This window comes from Acinetobacter sp. 1566109 (assembly GCF_000582255.1).
Classification (GTDB): domain Bacteria; phylum Pseudomonadota; class Gammaproteobacteria; order Pseudomonadales; family Moraxellaceae; genus Acinetobacter; species Acinetobacter nosocomialis.
The window spans coordinates 1-18,633 of record NZ_JEYB01000034.1; the positions used below are offsets into that span (position 1 = coordinate 1).

Genomic DNA, 18,633 nt, shown 5'->3' on the forward strand with positions numbered 1-18,633 from the left:
TTTTCATCCTTATACTGACTGGCGGCAATATCGGCATTAATCACCCCCACACCAAACAAATTCTTGGCGAAACCTGTTCCTACGTTGGAAAGACCATCTGTTGAGGCTTCCACACCCCCACTTAAGGTTAGTGAATTGCTATAACCATAACGAATTGCACCAGAGGCAAAGGTGGCATCATCATAATCGTTTGAGTACAGCCCATAGTTATAGCGTGGAACCCCAACATCTACTGAAAACTCATTTATGCCTTTTGCCAGAATCTTCGATGAAAAGTAGTAAGGCTTTTTAGTAATGATTTGCTGACCTGTGGCATCAGTCGTCACCAGTGTGACTTCATTTCCTGAAATAAACGGCAGCTGTTTAATGTCAAATGGGCCTGACGGAACAAGGCCTGAATAAATCTTTTGCTGGTTAACGTATAAGTCCAGTGTTGAAGGCAGTGCCGCCGAACCGGAAAATTGCGGCAACGCCGAGGTAACAATATCACCACGCTGGGTATAGGCACTCGACCACTGCAAACCGGCAAGACGCACACTACTGCCCCAGTCCGAGCTGTTAGAAATAAAGTCACCTAGGGTATATATCCTGACTTTTTCAGGGTCTACATATTGCCATTTACTTTCCAGACGCACCCACTTCTCATGGCTATAGCTCGTTTCATTACTACCGTTATATAAAACGCCTGATGAAAAGTTACCGAGTGCACTATTAAAAATTCCTTCAGCTGAACCTGAGAAAATACTCTCATCATTGGTTATAGTGTGGTACAGGCTGTAGTTCAGGATTGCAGCATTTAAGGGTTTCATTTTCAGCAAGTTAGTGTTTGTAGTCGATTGACCATTTAAGTCAACAGAATAGTCACTCAACATGCTCGAAGGAACTTGTAAGTTTAAAGATTGCTCATTTTCCAGATATTTAAACTGGATTCCTTTAAGTTCATTAATACATACCCATTGGCTATCTGGAATATGCTCATCCATTTTCACTCTTAGCGTTTTTAAGTCGCCAGAACGAATATATAACTTTCCGTCCTTAGATTGTTTTACGGAAAACAAATCTTCTGAAGGATTAGAGTTAATAGAAATATTTAAAAATAACTGAATAAAATTAAGATTTTGCTCCTGTCCATTTGTCTTTTCCTGCGTATATTTATTATTGCCATCTATAGATTCAGGAACACTTGGAATCAAAGTATTCGTATGATCTACTAATTGTTCAGCAAATGAATGCGCTGGAAAGTACGCAACACATAAGACACCTATAATATATTTCATATAAGCCTCTTAAAGTGTGGTTTTCTTACCATTTACTGTCAGAGAAATACTATATTTATGATTTGGCTGATATGTAAAATTACTAATTGAATAACTTTTTGCTTGCTTTGCAAGAATATAGCCATTCACTGTATTTACCTTAATCGGATAACTCTTATTCTCTGTGTTATCTACAAGGGTTAAATCATTTAACAGTGCATGTCGATTCCCAACATTATTAATATTTAGGGAAGGTTCTTTTTGATGAGTATCAATTTTCCAATTTAGTTGAGTAATCGCATCTTTATTGACAACAAATACAGGTAATGACGAACGAAGCAATACATTTACACCTTGAGAAGCTTTTCGGCTATCAACAGGTTTGGGTAATTCATCAATAATAATACGGTAAGTTTTTTCACCAGAAATAGGCTCTGGATTAATTCTAACTACCCGTAAATTATAAGACTCATTAGGCTTTAGCTTTAAAAAAGGTGGACTAATATTGATTTCATCTGTAGGCGTTAATTGATCTTGCCCATTATTTTGAGTCCATTCAAATATACGTACCTGTAAATCAGCACTTTCATTTGACTGATTATATAAACTAATTGAAGATGCTTTCTGATGGCTTAAAATTTCCACTGTTACTGGTGAAAGACGGATTGTAGCTGCGTTAATAATGGTAGATAAAGATAAGAATAATCCCGTAATAATAAAAATATTTTTTTTCATGTTTTACTCAAATATATATCTTTTAATATATTAGCCCTTTCAAAAGGGCTAACAGTTTTTCTAATTTATACAAATTAATAAGTTACCGTTATTGTCACCGTATCAACATAGCTACCCGCACTTGGCAACGCTGAACCAGCAGGAATACGACCATATACGTTTACTGTTTGTACCGCACCACTCCCTGTACCACTATAAGCGGTTGTAGCAATTCCAATTGCAGTAGCACGTCCTGTATCTGAATATAAGTTATAAGGGATATATTCATTACTTGTTGCACCACCAATCATACGACGTTGGGTCGTTTGAGCATTTTTGCCGCCATCGAAAGCTAGAGTCCATGGCACAGTATTGTTACAAAGGACTTTAATTGAGGTACCTCCGGTCGTCGTGGTATCAGCATCTTCGTTAGTTGCGAGAGAGCTTAAAGTACCAAAGTCCAAAACAGCATTTGTGGTTGTACCTGTTGCAGATGTATTCAGGACACAACTATTTGTTACTGTCGCCTTAACAGTTAATGTCCCCGTTGCTGTAGCGGCGTTTGCTGCATTAAAAGAAAATAATCCTACAGCAATTGCCGATAAATAAAAAAAAGTCTTTTTCATGTCTAAAACCTTTTAAACTAAATTGTCGAATTAATAGATATAAAAAAATTAACTCTTATCCTTACAATCATTTTTATTTGACTGCTCTTTTAAAGCTTATTTTTTATCCTATTTTAGTCATCATACATAAAAATAATTAAAATGTATGAGTATGTTTTTATTTTTATTTCTATTTAATAAAATACCATTACACCAACTAACAAAACATTAACAAAAGTTAACAATCAAAATTACAAGAATTTGAATTATTTAAAATTAATAAATTACTATTAAAATTTATTTCCTAAATTTTAAATAAATATGTCAAAAATTTAGGTCTTTTAGATAAAAACCATAAGGATTAAAATTTAACTATACTATTTTTTGTCACATTAAAAGATATATTTAAAATAAATCATTAAAAACTCACTTTAACTAAAATAAATTATAGAGCGTATATAATTCTAATTTTTATGATGGGTAATATCGAACACTCTTTATTATGAAATTTATATAAAAATAAAGGCCTCTTAAGAGGCCTTTATTAAGTATATTTAAATAATTAAATACTCAACATACTATTTAAAGTTTCAGAAACATTTTTAGATTTCACTTTAGGCTGCAAGGCTTGTAAAGCCAGTTGCACTTGAGTGCGCTGAGGTTCTGCAAGCGTATACCAACGAGATAACACTTGTAATAAGCGTGAACCTAAAATCGGGTTTTTCTCGTCCAGATATTCTGCAAGATGAATAAAGTGAGCCACACCAAAGCCCCAAGTATTTTCAGGGTTATTTGACAAACCACCACTCACGGCGCGAATACGGTTTGGCGTAGTTAAGTCATAATCAGGATGTTGAGTTAAGTACTCAATTGTCTCAACTGTCGCATTTGGGTTTGCTGCCTGAATCATAAACCATTGGTCTAAAGACAATGCTTCGTCTTTAAAGCGATTATAGAAATCAGCAAGGGCTTCTTGTGCTTGAGGCGCATTTTGCCACACTAGTACACGTAGCGCACCTAAACGTTCAGACATATTGCCTGTGCTTTGATATTGCTCGTAAGCCAATTCAAACGCACTTTGGTCGCCCTGTCGCGCCATCATCATAAGCATAATGTTCTTTAATGCACGTACACCCATCGCTAAAGAAAATTCTTTTTGCAAGTCTGGGTCCAGGGTAAGGTAAGTCTCTTTCCAGAATGAACCCAAATCTTGTGCTAAACGATTCAGCAAGGCTTCACGTTTTACATGAATATCGGCTGGTGCATAGTTTTGATCAATACGACTACCCAAATAACCTTCAGTTGGTACATCAAATAAACGGGATGCTAAAAGTGGATCACGACCAACTAAATCAGGCAATGTACTTTGAATAGCTTGAATATAAGTATCCGCAGAGTGATCTTCTAACAAAATACGTTCAAGCAAGGTTTGTGTTGCTTGCCATTGGTTAAAACCATTTGTTTCATGCTGAATCAAGAATGCTAATTCTTCATCACTGTAATCGAATATCAGATTTACAGGTGCAGAGAAGTTACGTAATAGCGATGCAACTGGTTGCTCAGTCACACCTGTAAACTCGATAGTAGCTTCATCTTGGTCAAACAAATACACGCCATCTTTAACACCATTTACAAATAGGCTGTCGCTATGAAGTGTATATTGCTCACCTGTTTTAGCATTAAATAGCGCCAACGCTACAGGAATCGGAACAGCTTTTAAGTTTGGATATTTAGGATGTGCTTTTAGGCTTTGTTTAAAACTTAAACGGTAAGTTTGTGCTGCTGCATCATACTCACCTTTCGCTTCAAGCTTTGGTGTACCTGGTTGGTTATACCAAGTTAAGAATGCAGATAAATCGACACCTGAACCTGCTGACAATGCTGCAACCCAGTCTTCTACAGTTACGGCTTGTCCATCATGACGGCGGAAATATTCATCCGTTCCCTGACGGAATTTTTCTTTACCTAGTAATGTCGACATCATGCGGTTAATTTCCGCACCTTTTTCATAAACAGTCGCTGTATAGAAGTTATTAATTTCTACAAAGTGGTCTGGGCGTGGAGGGTGCGACAATGGACCTGCATCTTCTGGGAATTGATGCGATTTAAGAACAGCGACATCGTCAATACGTTGAACCGCAGCAGATTGTAAATCTTCCGAGAAAGATTGATCACGGAATACAGTTAAACCTTCTTTTAAGCACAACTGGAACCAGTCACGGCAAGTAATACGGTTCCCTGTCCAGTTGTGGAAATATTCATGGGCAATCACAGACTGTACACGCATAATCGCTGCGTCAGTTGTATATTCTTCATCGGCAAGTACACATGAGGTATTAAAGATATTTAAACCTTTATTTTCCATTGCACCCATGTTGAACTGGCTCACCGCCACAATCATATAGTTGTCGAGATCATAAGCACGGCCGTAGTGTTCTTCATCCCAACGCATAGAATGCTTTAATGCTTCCATCGCGATATGGCATTTTGGAATATCTTTCTCAATCGCATAGATTTCTAAAGCGACATCACGCCCTTCTGAAGTGGTATATCGGTCTTTAAGAACAGCTAAATCACCAATCACACAAGCAAACAAATAACTTGGCTTTTTAGTCGGGTCTTGCCAGATCGCAAAGTGACGGTTTTCACCAACTTCACCTGTTTCAAGCAAGTTACCGTTAGCAAGTAATACCGGATATTTTTTGTCTGCTTCTACACGTGTAGTAAAAACTGAAAGTACGTCTGGACGGTCTGGATAGAAGGTAATTTTGCGGAAACCTTCAGGCTCATTTTGCGTTACAAACAAGTCACCAGCTTTATATAAACCTTCAAGCTGAGTGTTGGTTTCAGGGTGAATAATAACTTGAGTTTGTAAAATGACTTCATCTGGTGCATCAGTGATCACCAGTTGTTCACTATCGAGTGAATATTGTGCAGGAGTAAGATCTTGTCCATTGAGCTGAATAGATTGCAACTCAAGATCACGGCCCAATAGCACCAAGTCTCCGGCAGTTTGACGCTTCATGACCAATGTTGAATCAACAATTGTTTTATCGTCATAGACTTGAATATCAAGATTAATTGATTCAACCAAGAACGCAGGTTTTTGATAATCTTTTAAATAAACTGTTTGATCTGCCTGAACTGGAGGCTGCGCCGCAATATTCATCTTTATTCCTTATATACTTTTCGGAAACCGTAGTACGAATTTTATGAATTTGATCATATACATTCATACATACTATGTTTGTTTACCTTTATAAAATTAATGGGACTTCATTTATACATTTCAAATTAGAATCGTCTTTTATTAGCACAGATTAGACCAAAATTACGATAATCGCTGCTTATATAATCAATCTATACAATAAAAATAAAACTACTTTCGCTTTTAACATTTTTGAGGAGCTGCTTACATTTTGGGCATGGTTCTTGCCTTATCAAATATACCAGTATAAGTATTTCAATCAGAACAAGAGGAACTCACTATGGAATTAAAAACTTATTTACATCGATTAGAAAATATTAAAGCGATTCATGATCTAGATGCAGCAGGACTCGACCATCATGTGATTGCCGTGTTCTTGTCTGCCGAAGGTATTTCAATGACTGCTCAGGAGGTAACCACTATCGTTAATACTTATGACGCCTTAGGTAAAGTGAAATTACCAAGTAAAAAAGTGCAGGCACTTATCAATGCCAAAAAACTTGGACAAAATGATGAGACCTTACCGTGCCCTGTTTAATCTTAACTTTTAACCTCTTATGAAAACCTAAAGTCAAAACAAAGACTTTAGGTTTTCTATTTTTGCACCAAACAAAAAGACAATCACAGCTATCGGCAATGCGGCTGTGTATAATAGGTCAGTCATGATTAATTTAAATGTTCGGAGCGAAATGGCCTTACAAATTCTACAAAAACAGCTAGATGAAAGTAGCCATTGCCCTCTCTGCCAAGCGTCGATGTATTGGGTAGATGCCGAACAATTTGAGCAAGACGTTCAATTTCATGAATGTAGCCATTGCCAACATCGTGTATTTAAAGACACGAAAATGACGTGCCACTGTGATCAATGCACAAAACAAAGAAAGAAACTTTTACAGCAAACCCGCCTACAAGAACAACGCCAATTTAAATCAAAAGACCAACCACAACGCAGTCTGGAACAACTGAGTTTTTTACATAAACTTTTTTTACTAAGCCTACTTGATGACTATGCTCGTGATGACATTGCACATGACGAATACATTCATTGGGACCAAATAAAATATCAGCCGATTACCCCCAACTGGATGTTCCAAAGCCATCTGATTAAACAGCTTCATAAAGATGGGATTTTAAATGCACAAGATCAAACCGATGAACCACAGTGCTTTTATTTAAATATTCGTCTAGATGGTTATAACGACCCAAGTTTATTTAGTGTAGCTCAGCAACTACGCCACTGGTTCTATGAAAACCTAAGTCTTGGTATTCCATTTCGTAGTGCCGATGAAGTGAAAGATGTGCTGTTTCAGGTGCTCTACCAAGAAATTATTCAGTTCACTCAGTTCTACTGCCGAACTTGGGGTATCCAAATTGCAGGAAGCTCTAATTTTCAAGCCTTTTGCTACCGTTTAATGGACTCATTGGCAATTGGACAAATTTATTATCTTATTCAGACTGCACTTGAATACCTTTATAAACAAAAGGCGCTACAGCCACGAAATGAAAAGTTTATTAACACCAATTTATTAAAGAAAACTTTAGAGCAATATCGGGAACGGGCTTTGGCTGAAAAGTGGGAAACTTCAATGTTGCCACGTCCTTACAATATTCCTTACAGTAAAATGAGCCACATATTGTTTAACCGCTTTTTAGGTTATGACGAACAGATTTTTGTACAACCTGTATGGAAAGCATGGCGAAAAATCGAACCTCGGTTAAACTTTTACTCGGTTAAACGTTGTATGTACTGTGGTTCAAATGATCTAAGTGTTGACTATGATGCAGCAGATTATGTGTCGTTGATTTGCCAAAACTGTAAACATCAAGATCACTATTTTACACGTTAAATTTCTTATCTCTGGCTTAATAAGGATTATCAGATGACTTCGACATCCAACCTCATTGAACAGGTGATTGAAGCTTGGCAAAACATGCAGGCAAAAACGCCTCTTGTGCAATGTATTACCAACAGCGTTGCTGCCAACTATACAGCCAATGTGTTACTCGCTTCCGGTGCTTCACCTGCCATGATTGATAATCCTTATGAAGCAGAAAGCTTTACCAAAATTTCATCGGCTTTAAGCATTAATTTGGGTACACCGACTTCAGAGCAAATGCAAGCCATACAAATCTCTGCTAAGACCGCACAGCTTAATGAAGTACCGTGGGTACTCGATCCGGTGGGCTACGGACCAATTTTAGCTTGGCGCAGTCAAATGACAGACGAGCTTTTGCAGTTCAAACCAAACGTTATACGTGGTAATGCCTCAGAAATTAGCACGCTTGCAGGCAATCAGGTTCAATCAAAAGGTGTAGACAGCACTTTAAGCAGTGACCAAGCTTATCAACAAGCTTTTTCACTCTTAACACATGCAAGCTGTATCGCTATTTCAGGTGAATCAGATTACATTTTATCTAACGAAATAGATGCTGTGATTCAAGTAAATGGTGGAAGCCCGTTACAACCCAAAATTACCGCAACTGGCTGCGCTTTGGGTGCATTAATTGCAGCCTATAGCGCTGTGACAACACCAACTATTGCAGCTCTTTCAGCTCATATTCATTTTGCAATTGCAGGTAAACTTGCTGCAAATCAAGCACAAACGATGGGTAGTTTTAGTAGCATATTTATGGATTATATCCATATGCTAGATGCTAACCTGATTGAGCAATATGCAGATATCAAACTTTTAAATAAACAGGCATAACCTAAGTTATGCCTGAATGACACTAGACTCACTTTAAAAGTAAGTAGATATCTGTCACAAGGTCACATTCATTCACATCATGCACAAAGTTATGATAGTGAAAGAAAACCGGATAATCCCCTGCCTCTTCTGGTTGCTCAGGTAACCAGTTTCTAAAGATGTAATAGACGCTATCTTTAATCTGGTCATGGCTACCCAAATGTCTTACGGTTGCATAACGCCCCGCAGGAATTTCACCTGTCTGTACACCGTAAGTATTTTCAGGTACAGCCTTTTCAATTGAACCGGCAATATCAAATCGAAACTCATCAGATAGAGTCTGTTCAGGGTCAGCAAAAGGAATACCATAAGTTCTAGACTTGGTCACTGGTGACAAACCTGTTTCTTTGCGCCAAGCAATAAAACGTGCAGCCGTTTCAAAGACTTTATCAGGGCTTCCTAAATGCGATAAATACGCAATCTTTTCAGCAGGTCGCTCAACAATATTTACATTCATTTTTAACTCACTTTTCGGAATCGTAAAAACAAACTTCTGATGCCAAGATTCCCAGTCCGGTTTATCTCTAAAAGCTCGAGGAGTTTGATCAAATGAACGCTTAAATGCACGAGTAAATGCCTCTGGACTATCAAACCCTGCTTGTAATGCAATCTCAACAATCTTGAGATCAGGTTCAAAAGCCAATTGAAAAGAGGCCCGCTTTAAACGAGAAAGTTGAATAAACTTCATCACATTTAAACCAATATGAATGGCAAAAATGCGATGAAAATGGAACTTAGATAAAGCTGCGATCTGACTCAATCGATCAACATCTAGGTCTTCATCTAGATGTCTTTGAATATAATCGCAAACCAGTTGCAGCTTTTGTGTATATACAGCCATACATTCATGTCTGTTCATTCGATAGCACTACTTTTACATAGTGCTCATCGCTATTCTTGATCGAAATTGCGTTTTTTAGAATTATACAACTTGCTTAAAATAATCGTCTCTTGGCATGTCGATAAGCTCAACACACAATTGAATTTCTTTATTAAACTCTTGTGGTAGATATTTTTTGTTGCTGAGCGCCGCTAATAACTGCTCACCCACAAGCTGTTTTTGTTCAGCAGTTCTTCCCGACAAAATATAGGCTTTTACATGGATATAGGCTTGATCAACCCCTAAGCCAATCAGAAAAACTTCATCTTTACGTGCACGGCTTTTGATGTCTTCTGGACTAAACAACTCTGTTTCAATCAGCGTGGTATTAATTTCTTCAAGTAATTGTTTTGCATTTAGTCCAGTTAAGTTATCTGAATAATCAACTACAACGTGCGGCATAGCCACCTCAATTTATATAATAAGTCATTAAGCCCATTGAACTTTATTCAATAAATAATAAAGCTAATCGAACTTGATCATATCCCATTCGAGGGCTAGTTGCTTCAACAATTGGTCTTAGTTTGATCGAACCATCATCAGAAAAATGATCTGGATTTTGACGCTTTTTCAACTTCTTATAAATTTTACGGACTTCTTCGACCACTTCTTCACCTGGGTGAGCAACCGAAATATCTAGTTTTTGCTCTTTATGCAGTCGAGCCAAGTGATTAATAATAGTTGCTGGTGTTAGACCACGTTCATGCGCGATATCTTCAATTTCGTAACCTTCTTCAAACAAGACACGTGTCTCGTCTAGCGTTGCCGTAGCATAATTTTGCTTACCACCTTTTGCGAGTTTCTTCTCATTACGAGAAATCTCGGTTTCATTTAAGGTGCCGCCACAGTGACGGATAAAGGCTTTGTGCTGGGCGGTTAAATCGACATCAGCAAAATTATCTTCCGCTTCAGCCGATAACTCCTGAAAACGGCGATCAGCTTTTACAGCAAGACTATCTAGCTCTAAGGCCTGCTCATTAAATCCTAATAATTTTAATCCTGTTAAAGATTTCAAACGTGAGAGCGCAACATAACCTTGCCCTTTTTCAAAGGTATGCATCAGGTTAATTTCAGCAGCCTCCAAAGTCATACCTTGGCTTTTATGAATGGTAATCGCCCAAGCTAAACGAAGTGGAATTTGCTGGAAACTTGCAATGACTTTTCCGGCTTCATTTTCAATTGACCATGTTTCCGGTGCGACCAGCAAAGTTGTACCGTCAGTTAATTTTACTTTTGGTAATAACCCGTTTTCGTCATCTTCTTCAAAACCGATCACCTCACCTAAACTTCCGTTGATATAACCCATATCAAAGTTGTTTTTTACAAACATGACTTTGGCATGCTTTTTCAAAGTAAGTTCTTCTGGTGCACGAACTGAGGATTTTAAAGTTTCTAATAGTTTTTCATTACCATCTAAAACTGCATTAAATTGATGTCCTTCATTATCAATTTCATTTAAGTGCTGATAATTGATATTGTCGACATCCATATTGTGCGTATAAAGACGAGTAAATGTCTCACCAATGTCATGTGCACGTGATTGATGTAAAGCTTGCAAATGTTCAGCTTGAATACTTTGCGCACGGATGGCATTTAAAATCTGATTTAAAATTTCATCGTCTTGACGGTGCTGTTCTGTTAAATAGCATACGCGGAATTTAGCTTCGACCCATGCATCTGACATAAAACAGAATTTGTCACGGTTGGCTTCACCATTACGGCCTACAGGTGGCAACTGAAAAAAGTCTCCAGCCACAATCACTTGAATGCCACCAAAAGCTTCATCACTTTCTTTAAAATATTTTAAAACCTGATTGACCAGATTGAGCTGCTTCGCATGTAGCATCGAGATTTCATCAATGACGAGAACTTGCGCATTTTCAAGGTGTTCCTTGAGATATTTACGCTCTTTCATACGTTTTAGATCGTCGTCAGTTAACTGATCTTTAATGCCGATGCCCGCCCACGTATGAATGGTCATACCGTTCATATGCGTTGCAGCAATACCTGTCGATGCTGTAATCGCTACAGGCACTTTACGTGCTTTTAGATATTGAATGTACTGATTGAGTGTATAGGTTTTCCCTGCACCAGCCGAACCGGTTAAAAAAACATTTTCACCTGCTTTGAGCAGTTTAAGTGCAGTTTCCTGTTTCATAATCTCATATGTACATCTTCAACAGCCCATAGCTTAACGATTTTCCCGAAAAAATTAAATGAATGCGCCAAATTTTATATAAAGTCATTAAAAATCAACAATTAAAACTTAAGTAATATTTGGTAGTTTTTTGGTAGGTAGGAAAATAATCTACACATCACAATACTAAGCCCATGGTGAGGCTCACCTGTAATAACAAACAATGGATTTATGGAAAAAGGAATCACTCCATGGCTTTTAAAAATATTGCAGATCAAACAAACGGTTTTTATATTCCTTGCGTATCACTCTTTGGTCCAGGATGTGCCAAAGAAATTGGTACAAAAGCACAAAATCTCGGCGCAAAAAAAGCATTAATTGTGACCGATGAAGGGCTATTTAAATTTGGCGTTGCAGATCTTATTGCAAGCTATTTAACCGAAGCAGGCGTAGCGAGCCATATTTTCCCGGGCGCGGAACCTAACCCAACCGATATTAATGTTCACAATGGCGTAAAAGCCTATAACGACAATGGGTGTGACTTTATTGTCTCGCTAGGCGGTGGTTCATCTCATGACTGTGCAAAAGGAATTGGTTTGGTCACTGCAGGTGGTGGTCATATTCGTGACTACGAAGGCATCGATAAAAGTAAAGTACCAATGACACCACTGATTGCAGTGAATACAACGGCAGGTACTGCATCTGAAATGACTCGCTTCTGTATTATTACCAATACAGACACTCACGTAAAAATGGCAATTGTTGACTGGCGTTGTACCCCACTTATTGCTATCGATGACCCGAAACTCATGATTGCAAAACCAGCAGGTTTAACAGCAGCAACTGGTATGGATGCGTTAACCCATGCGGTTGAAGCATATGTGTCTACGGCGGCAAACCCAATTACCGATGCGTGTGCTGAAAAAGCAATCACCATGATTAGTCAATGGTTACAGCCTGCTGTCGCAAATGGTGAAAACATTGAAGCACGTGATGCAATGAGTTATGCACAGTACTTGGCTGGTATGGCATTTAACAATGCATCTTTAGGTTATGTCCATGCAATGGCTCACCAGTTAGGCGGGTTCTATAACCTACCTCACGGTGTATGTAACGCAATCTTGCTACCACATGTTTGTGAATTTAACTTAATTGCTTGTCCAGATCGTTATGCAAAAATCGCGGAGTTAATGGGTGTAAATACGCAAGGTCTCACCGTAACAGAAGCTGCATATGCTGCAATTGATGCCATCCGTAAACTGTCTTCTCCAATTGGTATCCCATCTGGCTTAACAGAACTTGGCGTAAAAACCGAAGACCTCGCGGTGATGGCCGATAACGCTCAAAAAGATGCATGTATGCTGACCAACCCTCGTAAAGCAAACCATGCACAAGTTGTGGAGATTTTTAAAGCCGCTCTTTAATACTGATGTAACGGTATGTTCCTGTAGTAAGTCAAATCCCTCCGACCGTTGACTTACTTTTTGGGAATACTTAGCTCCAGCGGTATTCCCTTTTTTTAAAACCTATACTCCAACCTTCTCTAAACCTGATTGACAATTTGCCCATTTCATTGAAGGATACTCAACATGACTTAATGACAATAGCTCGATAAAAATGAATACATCTACAGCTAAACACAATTATGCCCCAGATATTTTAGGTGCCGGCTACGAACAGCTAACACTCAACTTTCCAGATGATTATGAAGGTAAAGTTATAGCCACCTTAGTTCGTAAAAAGGCCACTCAGCCAACTCAAAAAGCCGTACTTTATATTCATGGTTTTTTAGATTATTTCTTTCAAACTGAAATGGCCGAGCAATTCAATGCGCATGGCTATGACTTCTATGCACTCGATTTAAGAAAATATGGCCGCTCAAAGTTGCCTCATCAAATTTTCTACAATGTGCTTGATTTAAATGAATATGATGCCGAAATTACTCAAGCATTAGAGATCATTGGCCAAGAAAAACATACACAAGTATTACTCGCAGGTCATTCGACTGGCGGTTTGACAGCAACGCTTTATGCTACTCATCATCCAGATCATCCACTTATTAAAGCACTATGGGCGAATAGTCCGTTTTACGACTTCAATTTAAGTTTAGTTGAAAAGAAATTTGGTATTCCAATGCTCAGTCGAGTAGGAAAATATCTGCCTAAAGTTAAATTTCCAAGCAAACTTAACAAATGGTACACCACCAGTCTTCACAAACAACTTAAGGGTGAATGGGACTTCAACCTGGATTGGAAACCGACCTCTGCCCCTACAGTTCAACTTAGCTTTCTACATGCGATTCATACAGCACAAAAAGAAATTCACCACGGCGTTAAGCTAAACGTCCCCGCACTGATTATGCATTCGCACCAAACTAAAAATCCTCGTAAATGGGGACCAGATGCAACCCAAAGTGATGTTATTTTAGATGTTAAAGACATTGCGAAATTCGGTAAAAAAATAAAGGGTGATGTTTCGGTTGTCTCTATTCACAATGGCTTACACGATTTAGTCCTTTCGGCCCAGCCAGTGCGGAATCAAGTCTATCAACAACTATTCCAGTGGCTGGATCAAAAAATCACCTAACTTAGCTTAGGCGAGTCAATATATTTCACCAGCAGTTGATGCGCAGGATGTTCACTCGGTAATAATTCCATAAGACGTTCTACCGCATCGATTGCTTCGGGAAAATGAGCTAAATGTTTGAGTAATAAATCCGTTTCTTGGGTTTTAAAAATTGCATCGCTCAAGCGTGACTCAAGGCAGTCGCGCCATGCACACAGAAACGGACTTTCGGTTTTTGCCAGAAAAACACCGGTATAAAGCTGTAAAGCAGAAGCCGCATATCCTGCATCGAGTGCTTGTTCAGCTTGTAAGAAATCGGCTTCAACATGCACAAGTAGCCGATATGGGCGTGAACCAAGCAAACCGCCTAAAATATCTCGTAGTTGAGACATTTCAGCCTTAAGCGTACCCATGCTGACTTTGCGCTCACCATAGAGTGCCTGATAAAGATGTTCTAAAGTTAAGCCATGTGGACATAGTGCCAATATGGTTAAAATTTCAATTTGCCGCGGTGTTAATAATAAACTTTTACCATTAAATTTAACTTGTGGCGTCGAAAATGCCCGAATATGTAATTGTTGGCGTTGCTGCTCTAGCAAAGCAGATTGAATAATGGATGCACAACGTTCGGCAGCCAATATTCCTAAACTATTATGATTCTTCCATGTAGTTGATAAATCAACCACACCTAGTGTTTGTTTTGAATATGGATCGATAATTGGTGCGGCATAACATACCCAATCATGAATCGACTCCATGTAATGTTCATTTGAAAAAACACAGCTTGATTGTTGAGTTTTTAAAGATAAAGCTAAGGCATTTGTACCGACAAATTCTTCACGCCACTGCCCGCCTTGTACAAAATGCACGCGTTCAGCAGCACTTTGCATTTGGGCACTGGGCGCAGTCCAAATAATAGTACTGCCTATATCACCGACAGCAATCACCATTGAAGATTGCTCTGCAATATGACGTAAGTCGTCACCACACTGACTTAAAGCCATATCTAAAGCATTTTGTGAAGCAGATTTTTTTTCGACTAATGGAGCCGCAAAGCGTTCTTTAGGAATCGCAGCAGAAGCTGATCGCTCCCATGAGCTTGCAATACTTTGGCCGAGTTTGGCAGCGTTTTGAGGAGAGAGACTATTTTGCGTGCGCAGTTGATCAATCAACGTCCGTTGCTGCAATAAATCCTTTTTTGTGAACATTTGTAAATTCCTTATATATCCACATTTCTATTCCAACCTTTCTCCAACCTTCTTCTTTATATCCTAATTATACAAAGTACGAAAGTACCTACTGACAGGGTTCTTGTTAGTCTTTAGTCCTAAAAAGCAAAGGAATATTTATATGCGCTATATCGATCCAAATCAACCAGGCTCAAAAGTTCAATTCAAATCACAATATGAAAATTTTATTGGCGGTGAATGGGTCGCACCTGTAAAGGGTGCGTATTTTGACAATGTATCTCCCGTTGACGGAAAAGCCTTTACACGTATTCCACGCTCTAGTGCCGAAGACATTGAACTCGCGCTAGATGCAGCGCACAAAGCTAAAGCAACATGGAATAAAGCATCTCCAACGGTACGCTCAAATATACTTTTAAAAATTGCCGATCGTTTAGAAGCAAATCTTGAAATGCTTGCGGTTGCAGAAACTTGGGATAACGGTAAAGCAGTCCGTGAAACTTTAGCCGCTGACCTTCCACTTGCAATCGACCATTTCCGTTATTTCGCTGGATGTATTCGTGCTCAAGAAGGCGGCATCTCTGAAATCGATGAAGATACTATCGCTTATCATTTCCATGAACCGCTAGGTGTGGTCGGACAAATCATTCCATGGAACTTCCCGATTTTAATGGCTGCATGGAAGCTGGCTCCTGCTTTAGCGGCTGGTAACTGTGTGGTAATTAAGCCAGCTGAGCAAACGCCAGTGGGTATTTTACTGGTTGCCGAACTCATCCAAGACATTTTACCGCCGGGTGTACTTAATATTGTCAATGGTTTCGGTTCAGAAGTCGGCCGCCCGTTAGCTACCAACCCACGTATTGCAAAAATCGCATTCACAGGGTCAACACAAACTGGACAAATGGTGATGCAATATGCGACCGAAAATATTATTCCAGTTACGTTAGAGCTTGGTGGTAAGTCACCGAACCTTTTCTTTGAAGATATCATGGATAAACAAGATGACTTCTTAGAAAAAACACTTGAAGGTTTTGCCATGTTTGCCTTAAACCAAGGTGAAGTATGTACTTGCCCTTCTCGTGCTTTAGTGCAAGAAAGTATTGCTGATCAATTCTTAGAGTTGGCCGTTGAACGTGTAAAACGCATTAAAACTGGTCATCCTCTCGATACTGAAACTATGATTGGTGCTCAAGCATCTTTACAACAACAAGAGAAAATCTTACGTTGTATTAATACGGGCCGCGAAGAAGGTGCAGAGCTCTTACTTGGTGGTAGTGGCCGTAAAGAAGTAGGTGACGGTTTCTATGTTGATCCGACTATCTTTAAAGGCCACAACAGCATGCAAGTCTTCCAAGAAGAAATTTTTGGACCTGTACTTGCTGTGACAACATTTAAAGACTTTGACGATGCAATCAAAATTGCCAATGACACCATGTATGGTCTAGGTGCTGGTGTCTGGTCACGTTCAGCCCATATTTCTTACCGTGCTGGTCGCGCTATTGAGGCGGGTCGTGTCTGGACAAACTGCTATAACATCTACCCTGCGCATGCTGCATTTGGTGGTTACAAGAAGTCTGGTATTGGTCGTGAAAACCATAAGATGATGCTAGATCACTATCAACAAACTAAAAACTTGTTGGTAAGTTATTCAACTAAACCAATGGGCTTCTTCTAAGTTTCGCACCAAGTTGATACCAGGCTATCAACGCTAGAAGGAAGCAAGCTCAGTAATTGTATAAAAAGCCAGTAATTTAGATTGCTGGCTTTTTTATTTAGTACAGCCAGCTCTCAAATTTTTACTATCCGGAATAAAAAAGCGTCATCTAATATTTAAAGCACATCATTTAGGCATTGCTTTTGCATTCATTCATACAAACCAACTCGCAGGAGTATTGTATGAATCAACCAGAAACAGCTTCCGTTATTTCTTCAAGTGCAGAAGTCTCATCAGCAGAATATTTTGCTCAGCGTCAACTTAAACAAGGTACCGTAGGTTGGTTACTCCTGATTGGTTTAGGCGTAGCGTATGTGATATCGGGTGATTTTGCCGGCTGGAACTTTGGTATTGCCCAAGGTGGTTGGGGTGGAATGTTCATTGCCACGGCACTCGCTGCGCTTATGTACTTATGTCTATGTCTTTCTATGTCAGAAATGTCTACCATGATGCCGACAGCAGGTGGCGGTTATAGTTTTGCACGTGCTGCCTTTGGTCCTTTCGGAGGCTACTTAACAGGTACGGCGATTTTAATTGAATACGCCATTGCGCCTGCTGCTATTGCCGTATTTATTGGCGGTTATTGCGAATCTCTATTTGGGATTAATGGCTGGATGATTTACCTCGCCTGTTATGCCATTTTTATGGGTATACATCTCAAAGGTGCCGGCGAAGCCTTGAAAATCATGTTTGCCATTACGCTAGTCGCTGCTGTTGCCCTTGTTGTGTTTATTACAGCAATGATCCCACATTTTAGTGCACAAAACCTTTTAGATATTCCCGTTAGCACAGCAACTGGTGCAAGTCGTTTTCTACCTCATGGCTATTTGGGCATCTGGGCCGCGGTTCCCTTTGCAATCTGGTTTTTCCTTGCAGTTGAAGGTGTTCCATTAGCAGCCGAAGAAGCAAAAGATCCAGCCAAATCTCTGCCACGCGGTTTAATCGGTGCAATGCTCATCTTAACCGCGTTTGCTATGCTCATTTTGTTCTTGGGTGCAGGCGCAGCAGGTGCAAGTACTTTACAAAACTCAGGTGCCCCTCTGGTAGATGCTTTAGTGAAAGTTTATGGCACCAACACTTGGCTTGCGACATTCGTAAACTTTGTGGGTTTAGCTGGTTTAATCGCAAGTTTCTTCTCAATTATCTATGCCTATTCGCGTCAAATCTTTGCATTGTCACGAGCTGGCTACTTACCGACGTCACTCTCGTTAACTAATAAAAATAAAGCCCCTTATCTCGCAATTATTATTCCGGGCATTATCGGGTTCCTGCTTTCACTTACCAAAGAAGGCGATTCACTGATTTTAATCGCGGTTTTTGGCGCAACTATTTCGTATGTGTTGATCCTTTTATCCCACATCAAATTACGTCTATCTAAACCCGATATGCGTCGCCCTTATAAAACACCAGGTGGCATTGTGACCTCAAGTATTGCACTCATTTTAGCAGTCGCTGCTGTGGTCGCAGGTTTTGTTGTTAATCCGAAAGTTTGGTTTATTGCTGCCGGCATCTATGTCGTATTTATTGCTTACTTCTTATTCTACAGCCGCTATCATTTAGTGAAAGGTACACCAGAAGAAGAGTTTGCAAATATTAAAGCTGCCGAACAAGAACTATAAA

The 18,633-nt window shown here is 39.2% G+C and carries 15 protein-coding genes; 7 read left to right on the top strand and 8 right to left on the bottom strand.

The genetic code is table 11. From position 1 onward, the window contains the following. From J582_RS17775 to pepN, 4 genes are all read right to left on the bottom strand, one after another. Positions 1 to 1,277, bottom strand: a 1,277-nt coding sequence (locus J582_RS17775; protein WP_032048310.1) for a fimbria/pilus outer membrane usher protein, incomplete at its 3' end; no start/stop codon positions are given. Positions 1,278 to 1,286: 9 nt separating this feature from the next. Beyond that, complete coding sequence (locus J582_RS17780; protein WP_017393250.1) at positions 1,287 to 1,991, bottom strand: molecular chaperone; 705 nt, start codon at positions 1,989 to 1,991, stop codon at positions 1,287 to 1,289. A 74-nt stretch (positions 1,992 to 2,065) separates the two neighbouring features. After that, positions 2,066 to 2,596: a spore coat U domain-containing protein gene (locus J582_RS17785; protein ID WP_004886579.1), complete on the bottom strand. Its 531-nt coding sequence runs from the start codon at positions 2,594 to 2,596 to the stop codon at positions 2,066 to 2,068. A gap of 541 nt (positions 2,597 to 3,137) precedes the next feature. Beyond that, positions 3,138 to 5,744 carry an aminopeptidase N gene (pepN, locus tag J582_RS17790; RefSeq protein ID WP_031982607.1) on the bottom strand — a complete coding sequence of 869 codons (2,607 nt, stop codon included), beginning with the start codon at positions 5,742 to 5,744 and terminating at the stop codon, positions 3,138 to 3,140. Positions 5,745 to 6,063: 319 nt separating this feature from the next. Here pepN and J582_RS17795 point away from each other — a divergent pair, with 319 nt between their 5' ends. The 3 genes from J582_RS17795 (at position 6,064) to thiM (ending at position 8,491) form a co-directional block, all read left to right on the top strand. After that, a complete protein-coding gene (locus tag J582_RS17795) occupies positions 6,064 to 6,321 on the top strand; it encodes a hypothetical protein (RefSeq protein WP_002049016.1) in 258 nt (85 codons plus the stop codon). Positions 6,322 to 6,472: 151 nt separating this feature from the next. After that, positions 6,473 to 7,630 (top strand): hypothetical protein, encoded by a 1,158-nt coding sequence (locus J582_RS17800; protein WP_032048311.1) that lies wholly within the window; start codon positions 6,473 to 6,475, stop codon positions 7,628 to 7,630. Positions 7,631 to 7,663: 33 nt separating this feature from the next. Then, complete coding sequence (gene thiM, locus J582_RS17805) at positions 7,664 to 8,491, top strand: hydroxyethylthiazole kinase (protein WP_031982604.1); 828 nt, start codon at positions 7,664 to 7,666, stop codon at positions 8,489 to 8,491. Positions 8,492 to 8,519: 28 nt separating this feature from the next. Here the strand turns inward: thiM and J582_RS17810 are convergent, their stop codons facing one another. The 3 genes from J582_RS17810 to J582_RS17820 all read right to left on the bottom strand — a co-directional run bounded on the left by J582_RS17810 (position 8,520) and on the right by J582_RS17820 (position 11,568). Then, positions 8,520 to 9,371, bottom strand: coding sequence for an AraC family transcriptional regulator (locus J582_RS17810; RefSeq protein ID WP_031982602.1), 852 nt, complete (start codon positions 9,369 to 9,371; stop codon positions 8,520 to 8,522). An 81-nt stretch (positions 9,372 to 9,452) separates the two neighbouring features. Beyond that, a complete protein-coding gene (locus J582_RS17815) occupies positions 9,453 to 9,812 on the bottom strand; it encodes a 5-carboxymethyl-2-hydroxymuconate Delta-isomerase (RefSeq protein WP_004886572.1) in 360 nt (119 codons plus the stop codon). A 43-nt stretch (positions 9,813 to 9,855) separates the two neighbouring features. Further along, positions 9,856 to 11,568: an AAA family ATPase gene (locus tag J582_RS17820; RefSeq protein ID WP_017393254.1), complete on the bottom strand. Its 1,713-nt coding sequence runs from the start codon at positions 11,566 to 11,568 to the stop codon at positions 9,856 to 9,858. Positions 11,569 to 11,798: 230 nt separating this feature from the next. On the opposite strand from J582_RS17820, the gene mdh reads away from it, so the two are divergent. Together mdh and J582_RS17830 are read left to right on the top strand one after the other, a co-directional pair. Further along, positions 11,799 to 12,971 (top strand): iron-dependent methanol dehydrogenase, encoded by a 1,173-nt coding sequence (gene mdh, locus J582_RS17825; protein ID WP_032048312.1) that lies wholly within the window; start codon positions 11,799 to 11,801, stop codon positions 12,969 to 12,971. A gap of 193 nt (positions 12,972 to 13,164) precedes the next feature. After that, on the top strand, positions 13,165 to 14,133 hold the full coding sequence (locus J582_RS17830; protein WP_002049001.1) for an alpha/beta hydrolase: 969 nt from the start codon (positions 13,165 to 13,167) through the stop codon (positions 14,131 to 14,133). Here J582_RS17830 and J582_RS17835 read toward each other — a convergent pair. Continuing rightward, complete coding sequence (locus J582_RS17835; RefSeq protein WP_004708154.1) at positions 14,130 to 15,320, bottom strand: helix-turn-helix domain-containing protein; 1,191 nt, start codon at positions 15,318 to 15,320, stop codon at positions 14,130 to 14,132. The genes J582_RS17830 and J582_RS17835 overlap by 4 nt on opposite strands. A 142-nt stretch (positions 15,321 to 15,462) precedes the next feature. On the opposite strand from J582_RS17835, the gene J582_RS17840 reads away from it, so the two are divergent. Next, positions 15,463 to 16,974 carry an aldehyde dehydrogenase family protein gene (locus J582_RS17840; RefSeq protein WP_022575525.1) on the top strand — a complete coding sequence of 504 codons (1,512 nt, stop codon included), beginning with the start codon at positions 15,463 to 15,465 and terminating at the stop codon, positions 16,972 to 16,974. Between the two features lie 221 nt (positions 16,975 to 17,195). After that, complete coding sequence (gene eat, locus J582_RS17845; protein ID WP_031982601.1) at positions 17,196 to 18,632, top strand: ethanolamine permease; 1,437 nt, start codon at positions 17,196 to 17,198, stop codon at positions 18,630 to 18,632. Position 18,633 lies beyond the last annotated feature (1 nt).